This window comes from Mesorhizobium sp. B2-3-14, from assembly GCF_006442175.1.
GTDB classification, from domain to species: Bacteria; Pseudomonadota; Alphaproteobacteria; order Rhizobiales; family Rhizobiaceae; genus Mesorhizobium; species Mesorhizobium australicum.
The window spans coordinates 411,461-427,657 of the sequence record NZ_VFVP01000005.1 but is presented as its reverse complement, the minus strand read 5'-3'; the positions used below and the strand labels follow the sequence as shown (position 1 = coordinate 427,657).

The 16,197-nt window shown below is 60.4% G+C and carries 17 protein-coding genes; 8 read left to right on the top strand and 9 right to left on the bottom strand.

Annotated elements, in window-relative coordinates:
• Window positions 1-31 precede the first annotated feature (31 nt).
• Together cpaB and FJ950_RS16555 are read right to left on the bottom strand one after the other, a co-directional pair.
• Window positions 32-1,072, bottom strand: coding sequence for a Flp pilus assembly protein CpaB (gene cpaB, locus FJ950_RS16560; RefSeq protein ID WP_140617559.1), 1,041 nt, complete (start codon window positions 1,070-1,072; stop codon window positions 32-34).
• 92 nt (window positions 1,073-1,164) lie between these two features.
• Complete coding sequence (locus FJ950_RS16555; RefSeq protein WP_140617558.1) at window positions 1,165-1,383, bottom strand: Flp family type IVb pilin; 219 nt, start codon at window positions 1,381-1,383, stop codon at window positions 1,165-1,167.
• A gap of 540 nt (window positions 1,384-1,923) precedes the next feature.
• Here FJ950_RS16555 and FJ950_RS16550 point away from each other — a divergent pair.
• The 7 genes from FJ950_RS16550 to FJ950_RS16520 all read left to right on the top strand — a co-directional run bounded on the left by FJ950_RS16550 (window position 1,924) and on the right by FJ950_RS16520 (window position 7,823).
• On the top strand, window positions 1,924-3,312 hold the full coding sequence (locus FJ950_RS16550) for a CpaF family protein (RefSeq protein WP_140617557.1): 1,389 nt from the start codon (window positions 1,924-1,926) through the stop codon (window positions 3,310-3,312).
• Complete coding sequence (locus FJ950_RS16545; protein ID WP_140617556.1) at window positions 3,312-4,280, top strand: type II secretion system F family protein; 969 nt, start codon at window positions 3,312-3,314, stop codon at window positions 4,278-4,280. The genes FJ950_RS16550 and FJ950_RS16545 overlap by 1 nt, the downstream gene beginning before the upstream one ends.
• Window positions 4,281-4,299: 19 nt before the next feature.
• Window positions 4,300-5,250, top strand: a complete 951-nt coding sequence (locus tag FJ950_RS16540; protein ID WP_140617555.1) for a type II secretion system F family protein — start codon at window positions 4,300-4,302, stop codon at window positions 5,248-5,250.
• Between the two features lie 54 nt (window positions 5,251-5,304).
• Complete coding sequence (locus tag FJ950_RS16535; protein ID WP_140617554.1) at window positions 5,305-5,865, top strand: tetratricopeptide repeat protein; 561 nt, start codon at window positions 5,305-5,307, stop codon at window positions 5,863-5,865.
• 2 nt (window positions 5,866-5,867) lie between these two features.
• A complete protein-coding gene (locus FJ950_RS16530) occupies window positions 5,868-6,407 on the top strand; it encodes a prepilin peptidase (RefSeq protein ID WP_140617553.1) in 540 nt (179 codons plus the stop codon).
• Window positions 6,408-6,652: 245 nt separating this feature from the next.
• Complete coding sequence (locus FJ950_RS16525; RefSeq protein WP_140617552.1) at window positions 6,653-6,961, top strand: hypothetical protein; 309 nt, start codon at window positions 6,653-6,655, stop codon at window positions 6,959-6,961.
• 367 nt (window positions 6,962-7,328) lie between these two features.
• Window positions 7,329-7,823 (top strand): hypothetical protein, encoded by a 495-nt coding sequence (locus tag FJ950_RS16520; protein ID WP_140617551.1) that lies wholly within the window; start codon window positions 7,329-7,331, stop codon window positions 7,821-7,823.
• Window positions 7,824-7,889: 66 nt separating this feature from the next.
• On the opposite strand, the gene FJ950_RS16515 is transcribed toward FJ950_RS16520, so the two are convergent.
• Window positions 7,890-10,001 (bottom strand): catalase, encoded by a 2,112-nt coding sequence (locus FJ950_RS16515; RefSeq protein WP_140617550.1) that lies wholly within the window; start codon window positions 9,999-10,001, stop codon window positions 7,890-7,892.
• Between the two features lie 292 nt (window positions 10,002-10,293).
• On the opposite strand from FJ950_RS16515, the gene FJ950_RS16510 reads away from it, so the two are divergent.
• Window positions 10,294-10,857, top strand: coding sequence for a sigma-70 family RNA polymerase sigma factor (locus tag FJ950_RS16510; protein ID WP_015319164.1), 564 nt, complete (start codon window positions 10,294-10,296; stop codon window positions 10,855-10,857).
• A gap of 4 nt (window positions 10,858-10,861) precedes the next feature.
• Here FJ950_RS16510 and FJ950_RS16505 read toward each other — a convergent pair whose 3' ends face one another.
• The 6 genes from FJ950_RS16505 to FJ950_RS16480 form a co-directional block, all read right to left on the bottom strand.
• Window positions 10,862-11,038 (bottom strand): hypothetical protein, encoded by a 177-nt coding sequence (locus FJ950_RS16505; RefSeq protein WP_015319163.1) that lies wholly within the window; start codon window positions 11,036-11,038, stop codon window positions 10,862-10,864.
• Between the two features lie 161 nt (window positions 11,039-11,199).
• Window positions 11,200-12,255, bottom strand: a complete 1,056-nt coding sequence (locus tag FJ950_RS16500) for a class I SAM-dependent methyltransferase (protein ID WP_246681325.1) — start codon at window positions 12,253-12,255, stop codon at window positions 11,200-11,202.
• A 70-nt stretch (window positions 12,256-12,325) separates the two neighbouring features.
• Complete coding sequence (locus FJ950_RS16495) at window positions 12,326-13,306, bottom strand: GNAT family N-acetyltransferase (protein WP_181171278.1); 981 nt, start codon at window positions 13,304-13,306, stop codon at window positions 12,326-12,328.
• Window positions 13,307-13,314: 8 nt separating this feature from the next.
• On the bottom strand, window positions 13,315-14,379 hold the full coding sequence (locus FJ950_RS16490; protein ID WP_140617547.1) for a glycosyltransferase family 4 protein: 1,065 nt from the start codon (window positions 14,377-14,379) through the stop codon (window positions 13,315-13,317).
• A gap of 129 nt (window positions 14,380-14,508) precedes the next feature.
• Entirely contained in the window at window positions 14,509-15,441 is a 933-nt protein-coding gene (locus tag FJ950_RS16485) for a beta-xylosidase (protein ID WP_140617546.1), read from the bottom strand.
• Window positions 15,434-16,195, bottom strand: coding sequence for a TIGR04290 family methyltransferase (locus FJ950_RS16480; RefSeq protein ID WP_015319158.1), 762 nt, complete (start codon window positions 16,193-16,195; stop codon window positions 15,434-15,436). The genes FJ950_RS16485 and FJ950_RS16480 overlap by 8 nt, the downstream gene beginning before the upstream one ends.
• Between the last annotated feature and the right edge of the window lie 2 nt (window positions 16,196-16,197).

Sequence of the window (16,197 nt, the reverse complement as noted above, 5' to 3'; positions counted from 1 at the left end):
CCGTGTCGCGCGGTATTGTGCCGCATTATTATCATGGTTGTCGCGGCACGTCATATGTCTCGAGCTTCACGCCACGAAATACGCCCACGGTCACGTTCTTCGGCGGTTCCGGCTGCACATATTTGATCACTTCCTTGACGACCTCGCGCACTTCAGGCGCAGATGTCACGGCCGGAGCGGGTTTGACCTTGCCCATCTCGTCAAGCCGGCTTCCCACCCTTTCCACGGCCTGAGCCAGCCCGGCCAGCTTGTCGTCGGCCCGCTTGCGCTCAGCTGCCGCCAAGGCTTCCGCTGCAGCCTTCTTGTCGAGTTCGGCCTGCCTGGCAGCGACATCGGCCGGTGTTTCGCCGGTCAGATCGGAAAGCGTCACCCGTTCGGTCGTCTCGCCCTTGCTGGCGGCGGCCTGGCGAAGCGCCAGCGACAATTGCCCGGCACCTGCCGCCAGTGTCAGCTTCTGCGCATCCTTGGTGCTGGCCTCGAGCGTCACCGACTTCACCACGGTTGGGCTGTCCTTGCTCACATCGGCCACCTGGTCGATGGCCAGCACCTTCATGCCCTGTAGCAGCACGTCGACAAAACTCTTGTCCGCGCCATCCTCGCCGCGAACCGTTCGGGTCAGCAAGACATCGACCCGGTCGCCCGGGAAGACGAAACCCGCAACGCCCAGCACGTCGTTGACCCTGATGGAAACGGCCTTCATCCCTTCGCCGAGCACCGCCGAAAGCGTGGCGCGCTGCCCCGGCCCAGTGATCTTGCTGGCGAGGACAGGTTCGTTGGCACTAATGGTTTGAAGAGCCTGCCTCGTGCCGTCGCCTGCCAGAGCTTCCTTCGTTGTCTTGAAGGCGCCCGTTGGAACCGCGCCCGCCGGCCAGGCCACTTCGCGCAATTTATCTGCGGTGAGCGCGTCGCCGAACTTCAGCGGCATTGCCGCTACGACGACTGTGCTGCCTTGAACGAGGCCCGTTTGCGCCATGGCGCTACGCTGGCCGGCCAGCCAGATATTGACCAGCACAACTGCCAGAACGCCGAACACGCCGGCGAGAACGATCATGATAAGCGTATTGGCGCGCATGTCCCAAGCCCCAAGCCCCAATGCGGGATTCGCCCGCTTCGATAGGACTCAGGCCCGGCTCGAGCGATCCGGGCCTGAGTGTAGTCAAGCGATCAGCTGCCGATGCCGGTCGTGGCATTGCAGGCGCCAGTCGGGTGCGCGTCGAGGGCAGTGCAAAGGGCCGAGAAACGACCATTTACCCAGCCGCCGATGGCGAGGACAGTCAGGATCGATGCTACGGCGATAATGCCGATAAGGATGGAATACTCGACCATGGCAGCGCCGTTTTCGTCGTCGCGGAACTGCCGGGTCATCGTCATGAGCTTGTTCATGTCAATTTCTCCCTTGGAGGTTTGAACCCGACGAGACAGAGCCAAGGATGAACTCCATACCCAAGCATCCCCCGTCATCTCGATCCTAGGTCCCGAGAAATTGCAGAGTCAAATGGGATTAACGGTTCCTTAACTTTCCAATACATCAACTTTCGATTTGAGCGCGGCTTTGATTTTCAGCAAGAGCTTGATTCGCCTAATTTTTCAAGCGTCCTTAACCATTCGTTCACAATTATGCCTACCCACTAATGAAGTGATAACTACTTTAGCCATATGGCATATTCCTTTATATCTAATGGGTTATAGCCAGATATGGAGTGGCGTCCATGGCGGAGCACGCAAGGGGGCAGGGCCGCTGCAAAGCTTAGTGCAGCACTCATGTTTGAGAGTATGGAGACCGGAAATAAAAACGATATTTTTCTGGTGCGCTCCTTAACTATGTTGAAAGTATTGACCAGGCGCGAGGCGCCACGGCGCTTGTGCCCTGATTGGTTAACGTTTAGTTTCCGCTAATGCAGGGTTAGGGGAGCATAGGCGATTATGCTGGGGCGGTTCATCAAGGGGACAAGCGAACAGCAGGCAGTGACGAAGGTCGAGCCGCCGGCGGTTTCGCCTGTTGCCCAGCCCCTTTCGACCGCCGCTGATATTGAATCGCATGGCGATGATTTTCTGACGCTCAAGGTCGAGATTCATCGCAATCTTATCGATCGGTTCAACCTGACCGCGCTTGAAAGTGCTTCCAAGGATGAGATCCTGAACGAGATCCGTCCGATCGTGCGCGAGTTCGTTCGAAATCGGAACGTGCCGTTGAACGCACGCGAACTCGATCAATTGACCAGCGACACCGCCGACGAGATGCTGGGACTTGGGCCGATCGAACCGCTGCTCAAGGACGATTCCATTACGGATATTTTGATCAACACCCACAAGCGCGTTTTCATAGAGCGGCGTGGCATCGTCGAAGAAACGGCAATCCGCTTCCGTGATGAGGCGCATCTGCTGCGCGTCATCAACAAGATCGTTTCGGCGATAGGCAGGCGTGTCGATGAATCCTCGCCGATGGTCGATGCCCGCCTGGATGACGGCTCACGCGTCAACATCGCGGTGCGACCGATCTCGGTCGATGGTCCTCTGGTATCGATCCGGAAGTTCTCCAAGAACCCGTATTCGCTCGAACGGTTGATGGCGTTCAACTCCATTCGCCAGCCGATGGTCGATCTGCTGCGCATCGCAGTACAGGCGCGCAAATCGATCCTCGTTTCGGGCGGCACCGGCAGTGGCAAGACTACGCTGCTCAACGCGCTGTCGAGCTACATCCCCTCGAAAGAGCGCCTGATCACCATCGAGGATGCGGCCGAACTGCAGTTGCAGCAGCCTCATGTCGGCAGGCTTGAAACGCGCCCACCCAATGTCGAGGGCAAGGGCGAGGTGCGCCAGCGCGAATTGCTGAAGAACGCGTTGCGCATGCGGCCCGATCGCATCATCGTCGGCGAGGTGCGCGGCGAGGAAGCCTTTGACATGCTGCAGGCCATGAACACCGGCCATGAAGGCTCGATGACCACCATTCACGCCAACACCCCGCGTGACGCGATCTCGCGGCTGGAACAGATGGTCGGCATGGCCGGCATGCCGATGACGCACGACTCGATCCGGGCGCAGATTGCCTCCGCCATTGACATCATCGTTCAAACACAGCGTCTTTCCGACGGCGGCCGGCGTGTCACCTCCATATCGGAGCTGACTGGCATGGAGGGCAATGTCGTCCAGCTTCAGGAAATCTATCATTTCGTCCGCCGTGAGGTCACAGCCGAGGGCAAGGTCATCGGAGACTTCCGCGCAACCGGTGTCCGTCCGCGTTTTGCTCCGGAGGCCGCGACGCTTGGCCATCATTTTGCCAAGGACGCCTTCAACCCGCAGGTCGCCCTCTGATGCCGACTGGTCAAGCTCTGCTGTATTTCATCTACATGCTGGCGGCAGCCTCGGTCATTCTCGCCGGCGAAGCCCTGTATCTTTCATTTGCCGGCCGCCGCTCCCGGTCTCTAGCAGTTAATCGCCGATTGAAGCGGCTCGCTGGCGACGCCCCGGCCGAACAAACGTTACAGGGATTGCTGCGAGAGCGCGGGCTCACGGACTCGGGCGATTTTCTTTTCGGTATGGTCTGGTTGAACAGGCTCTATACCCAGTCCGGTATCACCGGAAATCCGTTGACCTTCGCCGCAACATTTCTGCTTGCAGGGCTGGCGATGGCGTTGCTGCTGGTACTCTTCCATTTTTCCGGTTTGCCGTCGCTCATTGTCTTTCTGGTCGTAGGGGTTGTCCTGCCGCTTCTCGTCCTCCGGCGTGCCCGCAACAAGCGAATCCGGAAATTCGCCAAACAGCTGCCGGATGCGCTGGACATGATTGTTCGCTCGCTGCGCGCCGGACATCCCGCTTCGGTCGCGATCGGTCTTGTGGGGCGCGAGATGCCGGATCCGCTCGGTACCGAGTTCGGTATCGTTTCCGACGAGATCACCTTTGGTCTCAGCATCGAGCAGGCCGTGCGAAAGCTTTCGCAGCGTGTCGGCTTCGAGGGCCTTCAACTGCTGTCGGTATCGCTGTCGATCCAGGCCAAGACGGGCGGCAATTTGACCGAAATTCTGGCCAATCTTTCCTCGGTTCTGCGTGAACGGCAGAAACTGCGAATGAAAATCAGGGCGCTTTCGGCCGAAGGTCGCGTCTCCGCGTGGATCATCTCCTTGTTTCCTATTGTGATGTTCTTCATCCTTCAAATCGTTGCCCCAGGCTATTACGGCGGCGTCTGGGGCAACCCGCTCGTCTTCCCGATATTTCTGCTTTTCGGGTTGTGGGCGTTGCTCGGCGACTTCATCATGTACCGGATGGTTACTTTCGATTTTTGACTGGGGGCGACGAAAGAAATTGTTTTCGAACATTCAGGACCTGGGCTTGTTGGTGTCCATTGCCGTCTTTGTGGCGGCGGTGTCCTTCTTCCTGTTCGGTGCGCTTGTCTTCCTGCCGGCTCTGCAGACACGAAAGCTCGTCGCGCAGAGCCTGATGGGCGAAGGGATTACAGACCGCCGGTCGATGCTCGGACAGGACCAGCTTGCCAAGCTTGCCGCGCAACGGCCGGTCGATGCCTACTTCAAGTCGGTCGAGAAGGAGCGGAAAGAGCCAAATGCCTTGGAAGCGAAGCTGTTTCGCGCCGGCTTCTACAAATCGAGCGCACCGCTGATTTATACGCTATCCCGCCTTGTCGCGGTATGCGTTGGTTTTCTGGCAATGTATGCAATCCTGTCGCGGGTTCTGCCGCCGCACCTGTCAGGTTTCATCACTCTTGCCGGTTCTGCCCTTTTCGGCCTCGCCTGCATGGTGGTTCCCTCCATTCTGCTCGACCGTTTCGAAAACAGCCAGAAACAGATCTATCGTCGAGCCTTCCCCGACTTCATGGACATGATGATCACTTGTGCCGATGCCGGCATGAGCCTGGAGGGGGCAGTCGAACGCGTCAGCCATGAAATGGCCGCCACCCACAAATGGCTGGGAATACAGCTGTCGATCATGAATTTGCAACTGCGTGCTGGCAAGCCGCTGCGAGAGGCGTTGCGCGAACTCTCGGACCGCATTGGCCTTGATGAGGCGAGGGCGCTGGCCGTGCTGTTCCGGCAGTCTGAGGAACTTGGCACCAGCCTCACCGACGCTTTGCGTGTTTATAGTGCGGAGATGCGTGGGCAACGAATCCTGAGTGCCGAGGAACGGGCCAATTCTCTTCCCGTCAAAATGATGATCCCGTTGGGGTTGTGCATCTTCCCGGTCGTCATGATGGTCATCATGTTGCCGGTGATCATTCGGATGAAGGGCATTTTCTTCTAAATGGGTATATGCTTTGATTCTAAAATAGAGTCGCAGGACTCTTGGGGGTTAAAAATGACAGGGCCAACGCGCCTCGCAACCGTCGTCGCTGCCAGTCTGTTGTTGGCGGCGCTTGCCGGCTGCCAGACAAACGGTGCGGACACCACCGGCGGTGTCGTGCGCACCAACGAACCCTCGAAAGGCGATGTGACGTCGTTTGGCGATGCCTTCGACGGATTGAAGACCGTCGGCGACGTCGAATATTACGCCTCGGACCAGGCCGTCGCGGAGGCCAAGAACCAGTTCCGCGCCGAAAACTACGGCAATTCCGGCGCCTTGTTCTTCAAGGCGACGCAGTTGGCGCCCAATGACGGCGGCGCCTGGATGGGTTTGGCGGCTTCCTGCGACCGCATCCACCGCTTCGACCTTGCCGACCGCGCCTATGGCCGCGCGTTCAAGCTGATGGGGCCGTCGCCCGAATATTACAACAATGTCGGCTATTCCGATCTGCTGCGCGGCAAGCTGCAGGACGCGCGCGGCAATTTCCTCAAGGCCTATGAATTGGCGCCGAACGATCCGACGGTGGCCAACAATCTGAAGCTGCTCTCGTCCAGCGTGCAGAACATCGAGCGCTGAACGTGCTGCTGACCGAAGCGATAGTGCTCAAGATCCTGGCCGCGGGCCTGCTCGCACGGATTGCCTGGCTTGACTTCACCACCCAGAAAATATCCAACCGCGACGTCCTGTTGCTGGTGTGCCTTGGGCTTGGATCGCTTCTGCTTTTGTCGCTTCAATCCCGGTCCTGGTGGGATATGGGCTTAAGCGCGGTGGCCGGCCTGTTGCTGTTTCTGGCGCTCTTCCCATTCTGGTTGCTGCGCAAGATCGGCGCCGGCGACGTCAAGCTGCTGGCGGTCGTGCCGCTTTTGATCGGCGGTAGTGGCCTGACGGTATTTTCGCTGCTGCTGCTGGTTTTCGCGCTCGCCACGGCCCTGGTCGTGAAGAACCCGCTCCTGCTGCCTCAAAGTGCCTTCCGCGTCTACGTCCAGCATCTCGATGAGAGGGGTGTGGTGCCTTTCGGCGTGCCGATCTCGGCCGCCGCAATCTGCACGATAGCGCTCCAGATCTACTGGAGTTTTGTCCTGGCCAACAGCTCTGGTATCCTCGGCCAGCTCAACTAATCCATCGTCGCCATGTGCATGGGAAGATCGTTTGGGGCTGGTGATCCCGTCCGAACGGACCCTGCCGTTCCCGTCAGCTGACAGATCCACCGGCGCCCCCTGCAAGCAAACCCAGGCGTGCCGAAAGCGTTCGCATCGGCACAAGAACCCATCCATGAGAATTTGGCTGAAGAGCGTTTCACTCGGAACATATCCGGGAAAGACAGGTTTGGTGGAAGCAGTACACAACCAAAGGAGATGCTCCGATGATCACCAAACTTCTCTCCGCAACCGTGCTTACGGTCGCTCTGGCCACGTCGGCCATGGCACAGTCGAACGGCACCGGATCCGGTTCGACGTCCGGCGCCACCAGTGGCGGCAATGGGACCACGACCGGCACTGGCGTCGGCACAGGCTCCGGTGCGACGACCACGCCCGCCGACCCGAGCACGACAAATTCGACAACCAAGTCGAACGGCATGACCGACCGTTGCAAGGATGCCGCGGGCAATGACATCGACAACAACACCGCCAGCGGTAACACGACGTCGAACATGCAGAACTGCAACAAATGAGCCACCGGCTCGGCGCGCCGCCCGAAGTCGCTCTTCTCCCTGGAGCGACTGATCGGGCGGCGTTCTTGCTGCCGGGGCGCCGATGAGCCGCGATGGCGTCAGGCAACGCCGTCCGCTCGATCGGGTTGGCAGGCGCGTGCCGGACCTGCATTCCTTCGTCACAAGAAATCGTGACATGCTGGAAAACGCCCGCCGGGCGCCTTGCAGGAGAACCGGCTCATCATGACCAGTCACGCAAGATCATGGACGGTTCCGGAGGCCGGCAAGCTGGTTCCGGTAGGTCGCTGGACATGAAGTATGTTCAGGCGTGGTGGAACATCGGCGATCAACTGTCGTTGACACGCTCGTGAGAGAAAGGACACCGTCCATGTCAAAATTCCAGGCTGCCACTCCGGATCGTCTGCGGCAACTCAGGCTTGAAGCGTCGGCTTACTTCACCCCGATGATGCTGCACGAGGCATTGCTGCGCCTTTCCCATGCCTGCGGCGGTGAAAGCCTTGGGCGGTTCGAGAAGGCCATGGTCGATCAGATAGAGGCGACGAAGGACGATCGGCCCGATTTCGAAACGATCAAGGAATTCGCGATCGAGCAGCTTTATGCCTTGATCCGCGAAGCCAATGAGTCACCAAAGAAGAAACAGTCGCTGGAAAAGATAGATACACGCAGGACGTCCGGCCGCTCCGAAGAACCGCGGACGCTCGAGGATCAACTGCAGGCAGGGTTGGAGGATTCTTTTCCGGCAAGCGACCCGCCCGCGGTGGTGTCCACAGCAATTCCAGGCGGAGCAAAGAAGCTGGTCGGGACCGACGAGGTCCTGAAACAGCAGCGAGAACAGGCCGCTAGAGAGGCCCGCCAACCATAGGGCCTAGGCATGGCTGCATACCGGACCTTGCAGCCATGCGCCGGTGTGACAGCGCGGCTCTCCGCATCAAAGCTTGACAGCGGTCTCCCGTGCCCACAGCCGCAGTTTGCGGCACGCCTCTATAAACGTCTTCACGGAGCCTGCGGTATCAAGCCCGATCAGCCCCTCATCGGCATCGGGCGCTACGCCCGCCTTGGCCAGGAGAGGTTGGGCTGCCGCTGTGAAGCCGATGAATTTGCAATGGGCGAACGCATCTGACACGAAGTCCCTCGCGGCCGCCTCGTCGAGTAGCATCTCGGCACCCTCCTCGGAAAGGAGCAGTACCACGGCGTCGAACAACACAGACGGGCCGCCGTCGATCATGTGCCTGGCCTCGATGTGGCTGCCGTCAGCCGCGTCGACGCCGCCCACCTTGGGCGCGATCACCTCCATCACCGCGCCCTCCGTTTCGATGGCGGAACGGAGCTCTTCGAACAGCGCGGGGTCGGTTCCATTGCTAAGCAAGACGCCGACCTTGCGGCCCTTGAAACTGTCAGGCCCGTTCTCGATGATGCTGAGCGCCGGCGAAGGCGGCAGGTCGTCGCGCGTCGGAACGGCTGCCTCCGCGGGGTCGGGCATATTCCGAATGCCGAGCTTGTCGGCGACGGTGGTCGCCAGGGTTTCGTCGATGTTCAGCAGATGCGAAACCATGCGTTCGCGGATCGCCGGTGCCTGGACCTTGCTCAATTCGAAGGTCAGCGCCATGGCGATGTGGCGCTGCTCCGGCGGTGTCTGGCTGTTGAAGAATTGCCGGGCCTGGCTGTAGTGATCGGCGAAGCTTTCCACGCGCAGACGCACCTTCTGCCCTTCCTCGGCATCGGCGAAGGAACGAAAGCCGCGTTGCGGATCCTCGCGCGGTCCCAGTCCCCATGAATTCGGTTCATAGTTGGCGCGACCGACCGGATTGCGCATAGCCATGTGTCCGTCCTGTTGGAAATGGGCGAACGGGCACTTCGGCGCATTGATCGGGAGATGGGTAAAGTTCGGGCTGCCCAGCCGTTTCAACTGGGTATCGAGATAGGAGAAGTTGCGGCCCTGCAGAAGCGGATCGTTGGAGAAGTCAATTCCGGGCGGCACATTCTGCGTCATGAAGGCAACCTGCTCGGTCTCCGCGAAGAAATTATCCGGCATCCGGTCAAGCACCAGCCGCCCGACCGGGATCGGTTCGAGCACCTCTTCAGGAATGATCTTGGTTGCGTCCAGAATGTCGAAGTCGAAGCTGTCGGCAAACGCCTGATCGAACAATTGCACCGTCAACTCCCATTCCGGGAAATTGCCGGACTGGATGGCGTCCCACAGATCGCGACGGTGAAAGTCTGGATCGGCGCCATTGATCTTGACCGCCTCATTCCAGACCACCGATTGCATGCCGAGCTTTGGCTTCCAGATGAATTTGACGAAGGTGGATTCGTCTTTCGCGTTGACCATGCGGAACGTGTGCACGCCAAAGCCCTGCATGAAGCGGAAGGAGCGCGGGATCGCGCGATCCGACATGATCCACATCACCATGTGCATCGATTCCGGCATCAGGCTGATGAAGTCCCAGAAATTATCGTGAGCGGTCTGGGCTTGAGGAAAGGCCCGGTCCGGCTCCTGTTTGGCGGCATGGATCAGATCGGGAAACTTGATCGCGTCCTGGATGAAGAAAACCGGGATATTGTTGCCGACCAGATCCCAGTTGCCTTCCCTGGTGTAGAGCTTGACCGCGAAGCCGCGGACGTCGCGGGCGAGATCGAACGAGCCCTTGTTGCCGGCAACCGTCGAGAAGCGCACGAAGGCCGGTGTCTTTTCGCCGGCCCTCTGGAAAATATCGGCACGTGTGTATTTGGCCAGAGACTCGTAGGTTTCGAAGTAACCATGCGCGCCGTAGCCGCGGGCATGGACGACCCTTTCAGGAATGCGTTCGTGGTCGAAGTGGAAAATCTTCTCCCGAAAATGAGAGTCCTCGATCAGCGCTGGTCCGCGTTCGCCGATCCGCAATGTGTTTTGATCGTCGGAGACGGGTGTTCCGAGCGCCGTGGTCAGAGTGGGCGTCTCACCCCCGGCGATCTGGTGCAATTCCCCGCCGTTTCCGCGCGCGCTATCCGGTTCCTGACCACTTGCCGATTGGCGAGCGGAGCGACGGGCGGATTTGGCCATGACATATCCTCGTTTTGATGCCGGAGGGGGGTGGAAGTACTCAGGAGGTCAAACTGCCGGTGCGCGGCTTTGTTCCCGTGAAAGAACCGGCGCGCGCGCGTGCATCGCCCAAGGCGACATCCCTATCGCGGCGACGGCATGGGCCGATTGGGTAAGATGCCCCCGCTGCGCGGAATTTCTGAAGAGTTGTCTTCAGCGCGAGGAACGAACCAAACTTCCATGCATTTAGCAGGGGCTGCGTTCATACACTCTTCTTCTGGGAGCTGGACCATTGTCATCCGGAGGCTACATTTTGGCCGACCAAGAAACCAATGAAGTTTCCATCGTTGAGCTCATACCCGCCATGCGGGCTTTCGCGCGTACCTTCTGCCGCGTCCCCGACGATGCCGACGATCTGGTACAGGAGACACTGACCAAGGGTCTCGCCAACATCGACAAGTTCGAACCCGGCACACGCATGAAGTCGTGGCTCTTCACCATCATGCGCAACACGTACTACACCCGGGTCAAGATCGCTGCCCGGGAAGCGCCAGGCCTACTCGACTGCGCGTCGTCCCGACCGATTTCGGAAGCCACCCAGGAATGGAGCGTTCAGAGCAAGGAAGTCCACGCCGCCATTCAAAAGCTACCGGAACACCAACGCGAGGTTCTGATGCTGATTGGCGTTCTGGGAGTAAGTTATGAAGAAACGGCCGAGATATGCGGCTGCGCGGTGGGGACGGTAAAAAGTCGGCTGAACCGTGCCCGCGCCAATATTCTTGAGTTGCTTGGGGAGAGTTCGTTGCAGACACTAATCGAAAGACGAAATCATCTATCGGATGGTCAACTCGATATGGAGGGTGACAGCCGCAGATAATCAGTTAGTTCTGCACGTCACGTCGACGTTTCTCAACCAGCGCGTTTTGCAACTCCATGGCCAGCCTTGTTAGCCGGTCTGGAATTTTTTCCTGCTCTATGGCGTCCAGGAGAGAAGTGATCTCCTGATCCATGGCCAGACCGAATTGCGGGTCCGCGGTATCGTCGCTCGAGTGAGACATCCATATTCTCTTGATAACCAGCAGTCCCTGACTTTAGTGTGGTGACAAACGCCGGACATTACAAGGCAATGTCCGCCGCCGGCAGGGTTGCCGGCAACCCTTGCACAGCTTTATTTCCTTGGCCCTACGTGCTGCAGGCAAAGGACGTGGAGCGACCGCGTTCAGTCGTTCGGCGCCTGGTCCGCGGCATGATCCTGATATCGATCGGACTTGATGCGATCGCCGTCCAGCCCGCGCTCATCGCCGTGCTGCTTCCCGCGGCCGATCTTTCTTGCCGCGGGTGCCATGCTTTCCTCCTTCGGGTCGGTGCCGATCTTCGGCGCCTCTGGTTCGACGTCCGAACTGGCGGCGCGCAGTAATGTTCCGCCGCCTCGAGCAAGTAGGAAAGCCTCGCCATCCCATGATCGAAACGGCTTCTCGCCATTGATGACGACCCGCATTTGGTGAGCTTCCGCCAGGCGGCCGACATCAGCGCGGTCCCACGAAAGCGATCCGCGATAGGAATAGTTCAGCAAGGCGAGCCAGCCAGGCCGTTTCAGAACGCGTGCGATCTCATCGAAATGCCGGTCGGCCATGCCGGCCAGAACCAGATAAGGAAAGCTGTCAACCGCCAGCACGCAATCGAAACTGCCGTCGTCGAATTCGCTCAAATCGAGACCGGAGGTTTGCCGCAACTCGACATTGCCCAGCGCGGCGCACCGCTCGGAGGCGATGGAGATCATCCGCGATGATATGTCGATGCCGACCATGCGGTTGAAGGAGTTGGAAAGCGCATGTTCGAAACGGCCGATGCCACAACCAATGTCCAGAATATCCCGGCGGGTTCCGGAGAAGTCCTGCTGCTTGAGCCAGGCGACGACTTCGTCGGTCGTGGCTGAGAGCCTTTCCTCATCCCCTAGGGATGCGAGCTGGACACTTGCTGTCTCCGAAATCGCTGCCGCCGCATCGAAGCTCGAGGCCAGCCGCGTGACGACGGCGGCACCGGTCTCCCCGTCGTCGCGTGTGTGCCGAACGGCCGCTCCCGTCGCTCGCAATGTGGCAAAAACATCAGGCTTGCGGCGAAGCAACCCGGCTATCTCTTGCGGTCTTTCCGCGTCTCGCGCATTCATCGGAACGATATCCAGCACGATCTTTGCCAGTTCCGCCGCCCTGATCCCTGTCTGCAGGTGAAGCGCCAGCCTGGCGACGACTGCTTCGGCGCAAACACCGTCCGCCATGCAGTCTTCAACAGCCGATCTGATCGTAGTGCGGCGCGGAGCGGATTTTGGCTTGGTCGCAGGCATGTCATCAACTCCGCGTCCAGACCCGGCGCATCGTCCACCTGTCGATGGCGCCCCAGCCATATTTGTAGGCTTCCTGGCCGCGCAGGAAATCGAACTCGCGCGCACCTTCGCGGATCGATTCCGCGATCGCGTGGCCGATCAGGATCGCCCCTGGGCTCTCTTCGGCATAGGCGGGGTCGAAGCCCCCGAGATAGGCATAGGCACGACCGCGATGGTGGAAGCCGTAATAGGCCCCGACCGTCCTGCCGTCGATTGCCAAAAGCCAGCATCGGACCAGGCCGCGAGCGTCGAGCAAGGGAAGTGAGCGCCTGTGGAATTCCTCTGCAGCCGCGTCGGCCAACACGCCACCTCCGTGTCCGGCCCAGCGCGCGTCGTGCAGGCGGATCAACTGATCGAGGAAGGTTTGAGGATCGCCTCGTGCCGACGACAACGCTATCCGGCCGCGTCTGGATGCGGCCTGCCGCGCCCGTCGCAACTGGCGCCGGCGCCGGGAGGGTACACAGCCTGCAAGGGTATCGTCTCCGGCGATGGCGAGCACGGGGCAAGCACCATGAGTGGCTGGCTGCCCCGCCTTCAGATCGGGATGCGCAATCGCAAGACCGGCGCCGCCTTCCGGCAAATCCGACAGGATCCACTGCGACCAGCCGACCGAGAGGATCTTTTCGGCAACAATGGCCGCGACCTGGTTTTCGACGCCGGGAACACACAGGACATCCAGATAGTCGCTGAGCGAAATGCCGACCGGAAGAAGTTTCGAGCCGGCGGTCCCGTGCTCTAGATAAAGCGGCGCTAGCCCTATCAGTTCGCTTCCGCGCCAGACCGCGACCGTCGCCAGGTCGCCGGGCCCGAATGTGCGCCACCATGGCACCAGCCACGCAGGAGATTGAAACGGCGTCGCCGAGGAACTCTGCTCCCACAGTCCCCACCAATCCGCCGCAAGCGCATCGAATTGCGCCGGATCATCGATGATCTGACCGCGCAACACAGGCTCGCTCACGGCGTGACGGCGAGGCGCCCGGCATCGGTGCCAAGTCGCGCCAGCGCCTGATAGGCATCCATGTAAGACGAGATCATTCGCTCCAGCGAGAACCGCCGTCGCGCCTCGGCGCGGCATGTCTCGGCGTCCAGGCTTGACGCCGCAACGATGGCTTGTGCCATCTCGTCGATCGTATTGACGAGAAAACCGGTCTTGCCGTGCTCGATCACGTCCGGAAGCGCACCATTCGGAAAGGCGATCACCGGTGTGCCGCAGGCCAGCGCCTCCATGGCGACAAGGGAGCTGGTCTCGGCGGCAAGGCTCGGGATGACCAGACAGCGTGCTGCGTTGAGAAAGCGCCGCTTGGCGGTGAAACCGAGCGGACCAAGAAAGCGGCGGCGGCCATCGAGGCGAGGTTGGACCTCGTCGTGAAAGTAACGCGTGTGCGTTTCATAGGGATAGACCTTACCGCCGACAACCAGGGGTACACCTGCCTGCTTGGCCGCGTCCAGCGCCAGGTGGATGCCCTTTTCCGGGCAGATGCGGCTCAGGACCAGTGCGAAGTCGCGCTTCGGCTGCAGCAGGCTGAGCGCCTCTATGTCTACTCCATTCGGAATTGGCGGGGCCAGTTTGGCGCCGGGTGGCACGGTTTTCTGCTGGGCGGCCGAGACTGCATGAAGCCACAGGTCGTCGCGCGTCGGCTGCAAGGCCCCGGCCGGATACCAGTCCAGCGGCAGGTGAAGGGTCACCAAGGTGGGGCCATCGTCGGGCAGATAGGCATCGAAATCGATGCCATGCAGATGAACCACATCGATCGGCCATCTGGCGCGGACAGCCGCGATCGCGGTTCGATGAGCCTGCTGCGCGCGGCTCTTCGCCGCCTCGTCGAGCACGCCGCCTTCCGCCGGTGTTTCCACAAGCGTGCCGCTCGCGCTGGAGCCCCGGCAGCCGACGACAATAGACCGATGACCCGCGCCAACCAGCGCGCGATCGAGCATCGACAGGACCTGTTCGGCACCCCCGACCGCATCCGGTCCGACAGGCGCGAGGGGATAGGCGACATTGAGGACGGTGAGCGTCATGGCCGACCGAGCCATGGTGCGGGATGGGCGAGGGCGGTTGCGCACGACCTGGTGCCGATCTCGAAGGGGCCGAGAGCCTTGACCTCGGTCAGTGCATCCAATGATCGCGGACCGGGTCGCATGAGAGCTTCACGCAGCCGAGGCCCGCTGCGTCGGGAGCGAGGCGGACGTCATGCCGGGCGCGTAGCGGCGGATCATCGTTGCACAGAACTCGGCGAATTCCTCGGGTACCAGCGGGGGGCTGGTGTGGTGAGGCATCATTCCGCGATGCTCGGGCGTGAAGCAGAAGGTGACCGTGACGTCGAAAGCGGCGAGTGCTTCCATCTGTCGGTCGAACCAGTCCAACGCATTCGGCCTGAAGCTATCGGCCCAGGAAAGCCCCGTGCGCATATTGGTCACGCCGAGCCGCTTCATCCAGGCGACGGCATCGTCCAGCCGCGGGTCCTCGAAATGAAACCACTGCACCAGGCCCATTGCGGGTGTGTAGCGTAGGAATTCTTCCAGCGCCGGTTTTGGCGTACCGTCCTGGCGCAGCAGCCCCATGTGGAAATGGCGGTAATAGGAAGATCCCTCCGCCTCGCGATGCCGCGTCGTTGCTTCCCATTCGCGCGGAAGGTCATAGAGGCTGTACCACTGGATTCGCGGTGCGTTGCCGAGCAGCAATTCGGCGGTGCGCTTGAGCCCCCAGACCTGTATTTCCTCGGCCCCGAAGGTCGATACGCCGACCTCGCTGACCCAGATGGGGAGGTCGGTGACGGTCGCGATCTCACCGATCTTCTGCGGCCATTCCTGAATTTGCCACAGGTTCCAGTCGAGGGGAAAGCCGTGAACAGCGACGGCGTCGACATGGTCCAGCACGCCGAATTCCTTCATGCGCGTGATAAAGCCGGGGTCTATCGGCGAGATGCCGCCAAGCACTTTTATCAGAGCCGGGTTCTCGGATGCGATCGCGTCCGCCGACAGGACTGCCATCCTGGCAAAGCGGCTCCAATCGGGGTCGAGCTCGGGGTCCCAATGCGATTTGTTGTTGGGCTCGTTCCAGATCATCGCGGCTTCAATCATGGAGCTTTCCTTTCGACGGATATATCGCGCCACCGCCGGCCGGATCGCCGGCAGCGCGGCAGAAATAGACCTCCTGCTCGGGATGCAGAACGATCTCGAAACCGGCGCTGCGCAGCATCGCTTCGGTGCAGGCCCGGTTAGGTATCCACCAGTTGGTCGGATCGTCGGCATAGCGGTGTTCGATGAAATGCAGCTTGGGAAATTCCGGCTGGTCGAACAAATCATGCGTCCAGAAATGATAGTTTTCTTCCAACGCGGGCAGGTCCTTGCTGCCGCGCTGCATGGACTGAAAGATCAACAGGTCGCCGGCGACGTGCTCACGGATCAGGTCGAGTGCGAGCAAGGGGTGGCGCAGATGGTAAAGCACCCCCATGAACAGCACGACATCGAATGTCTCGCGCAGGGCACCGACGTCGTAGACCGACAGCTTCTGGAATTCGATATCACAGTCCGCGATCTCGGCGGCAAAGCGGGCCTGCGCCAGATAGGCCTCGTCGAAATCGATCCCGAGGACGCGGGCGGCGCCTCGCCGTTTCATCTCGATCGAGTAGAAGCCGGCATTGCAGCCAATATCCAGCACGGTCTTGCCGGTCAGATCAGCGGGTATGGCATCGGCAAATTTGCGCCATTTGATCAGCGGGTAGTTGCCGAGAAAGTGGTCGGGCGCGGTTTCGACGCCGGCCAGGTCCATATTGTGGAACCACGGGCCGAGCGCGTCGATGCGCCGGCGGATTTCGGCATGGGAATGCAACATGG

Coding starts and splice junctions, on each gene's coding strand:
- cpaB (WP_140617559.1), bottom strand. CDS start 1,072: ATGCGCGCCAATACGCTTATCATGATCGTTCTCGCCGGCGTGTTCGGC.
- FJ950_RS16555 (WP_140617558.1), bottom strand. CDS start 1,383: ATGAACAAGCTCATGACGATGACCCGGCAGTTCCGCGACGACGAAAAC.
- FJ950_RS16550 (WP_140617557.1), top strand. CDS start 1,924: ATGCTGGGGCGGTTCATCAAGGGGACAAGCGAACAGCAGGCAGTGACG.
- FJ950_RS16545 (WP_140617556.1), top strand. CDS start 3,312: ATGCCGACTGGTCAAGCTCTGCTGTATTTCATCTACATGCTGGCGGCA.
- FJ950_RS16535 (WP_140617554.1), top strand. CDS start 5,305: ATGACAGGGCCAACGCGCCTCGCAACCGTCGTCGCTGCCAGTCTGTTG.
- FJ950_RS16525 (WP_140617552.1), top strand. CDS start 6,653: ATGATCACCAAACTTCTCTCCGCAACCGTGCTTACGGTCGCTCTGGCC.
- FJ950_RS16520 (WP_140617551.1), top strand. CDS start 7,329: ATGTCAAAATTCCAGGCTGCCACTCCGGATCGTCTGCGGCAACTCAGG.
- FJ950_RS16515 (WP_140617550.1), bottom strand. CDS start 10,001: ATGGCCAAATCCGCCCGTCGCTCCGCTCGCCAATCGGCAAGTGGTCAG.
- FJ950_RS16505 (WP_015319163.1), bottom strand. CDS start 11,038: ATGTCTCACTCGAGCGACGATACCGCGGACCCGCAATTCGGTCTGGCC.
- FJ950_RS16500 (WP_246681325.1), bottom strand. CDS start 12,255: ATGGCGGACGGTGTTTGCGCCGAAGCAGTCGTCGCCAGGCTGGCGCTT.
- FJ950_RS16490 (WP_140617547.1), bottom strand. CDS start 14,379: ATGACGCTCACCGTCCTCAATGTCGCCTATCCCCTCGCGCCTGTCGGA.
- FJ950_RS16485 (WP_140617546.1), bottom strand. CDS start 15,441: ATGATTGAAGCCGCGATGATCTGGAACGAGCCCAACAACAAATCGCAT.
- FJ950_RS16480 (WP_015319158.1), bottom strand. CDS start 16,195: ATGTTGCATTCCCATGCCGAAATCCGCCGGCGCATCGACGCGCTCGGC.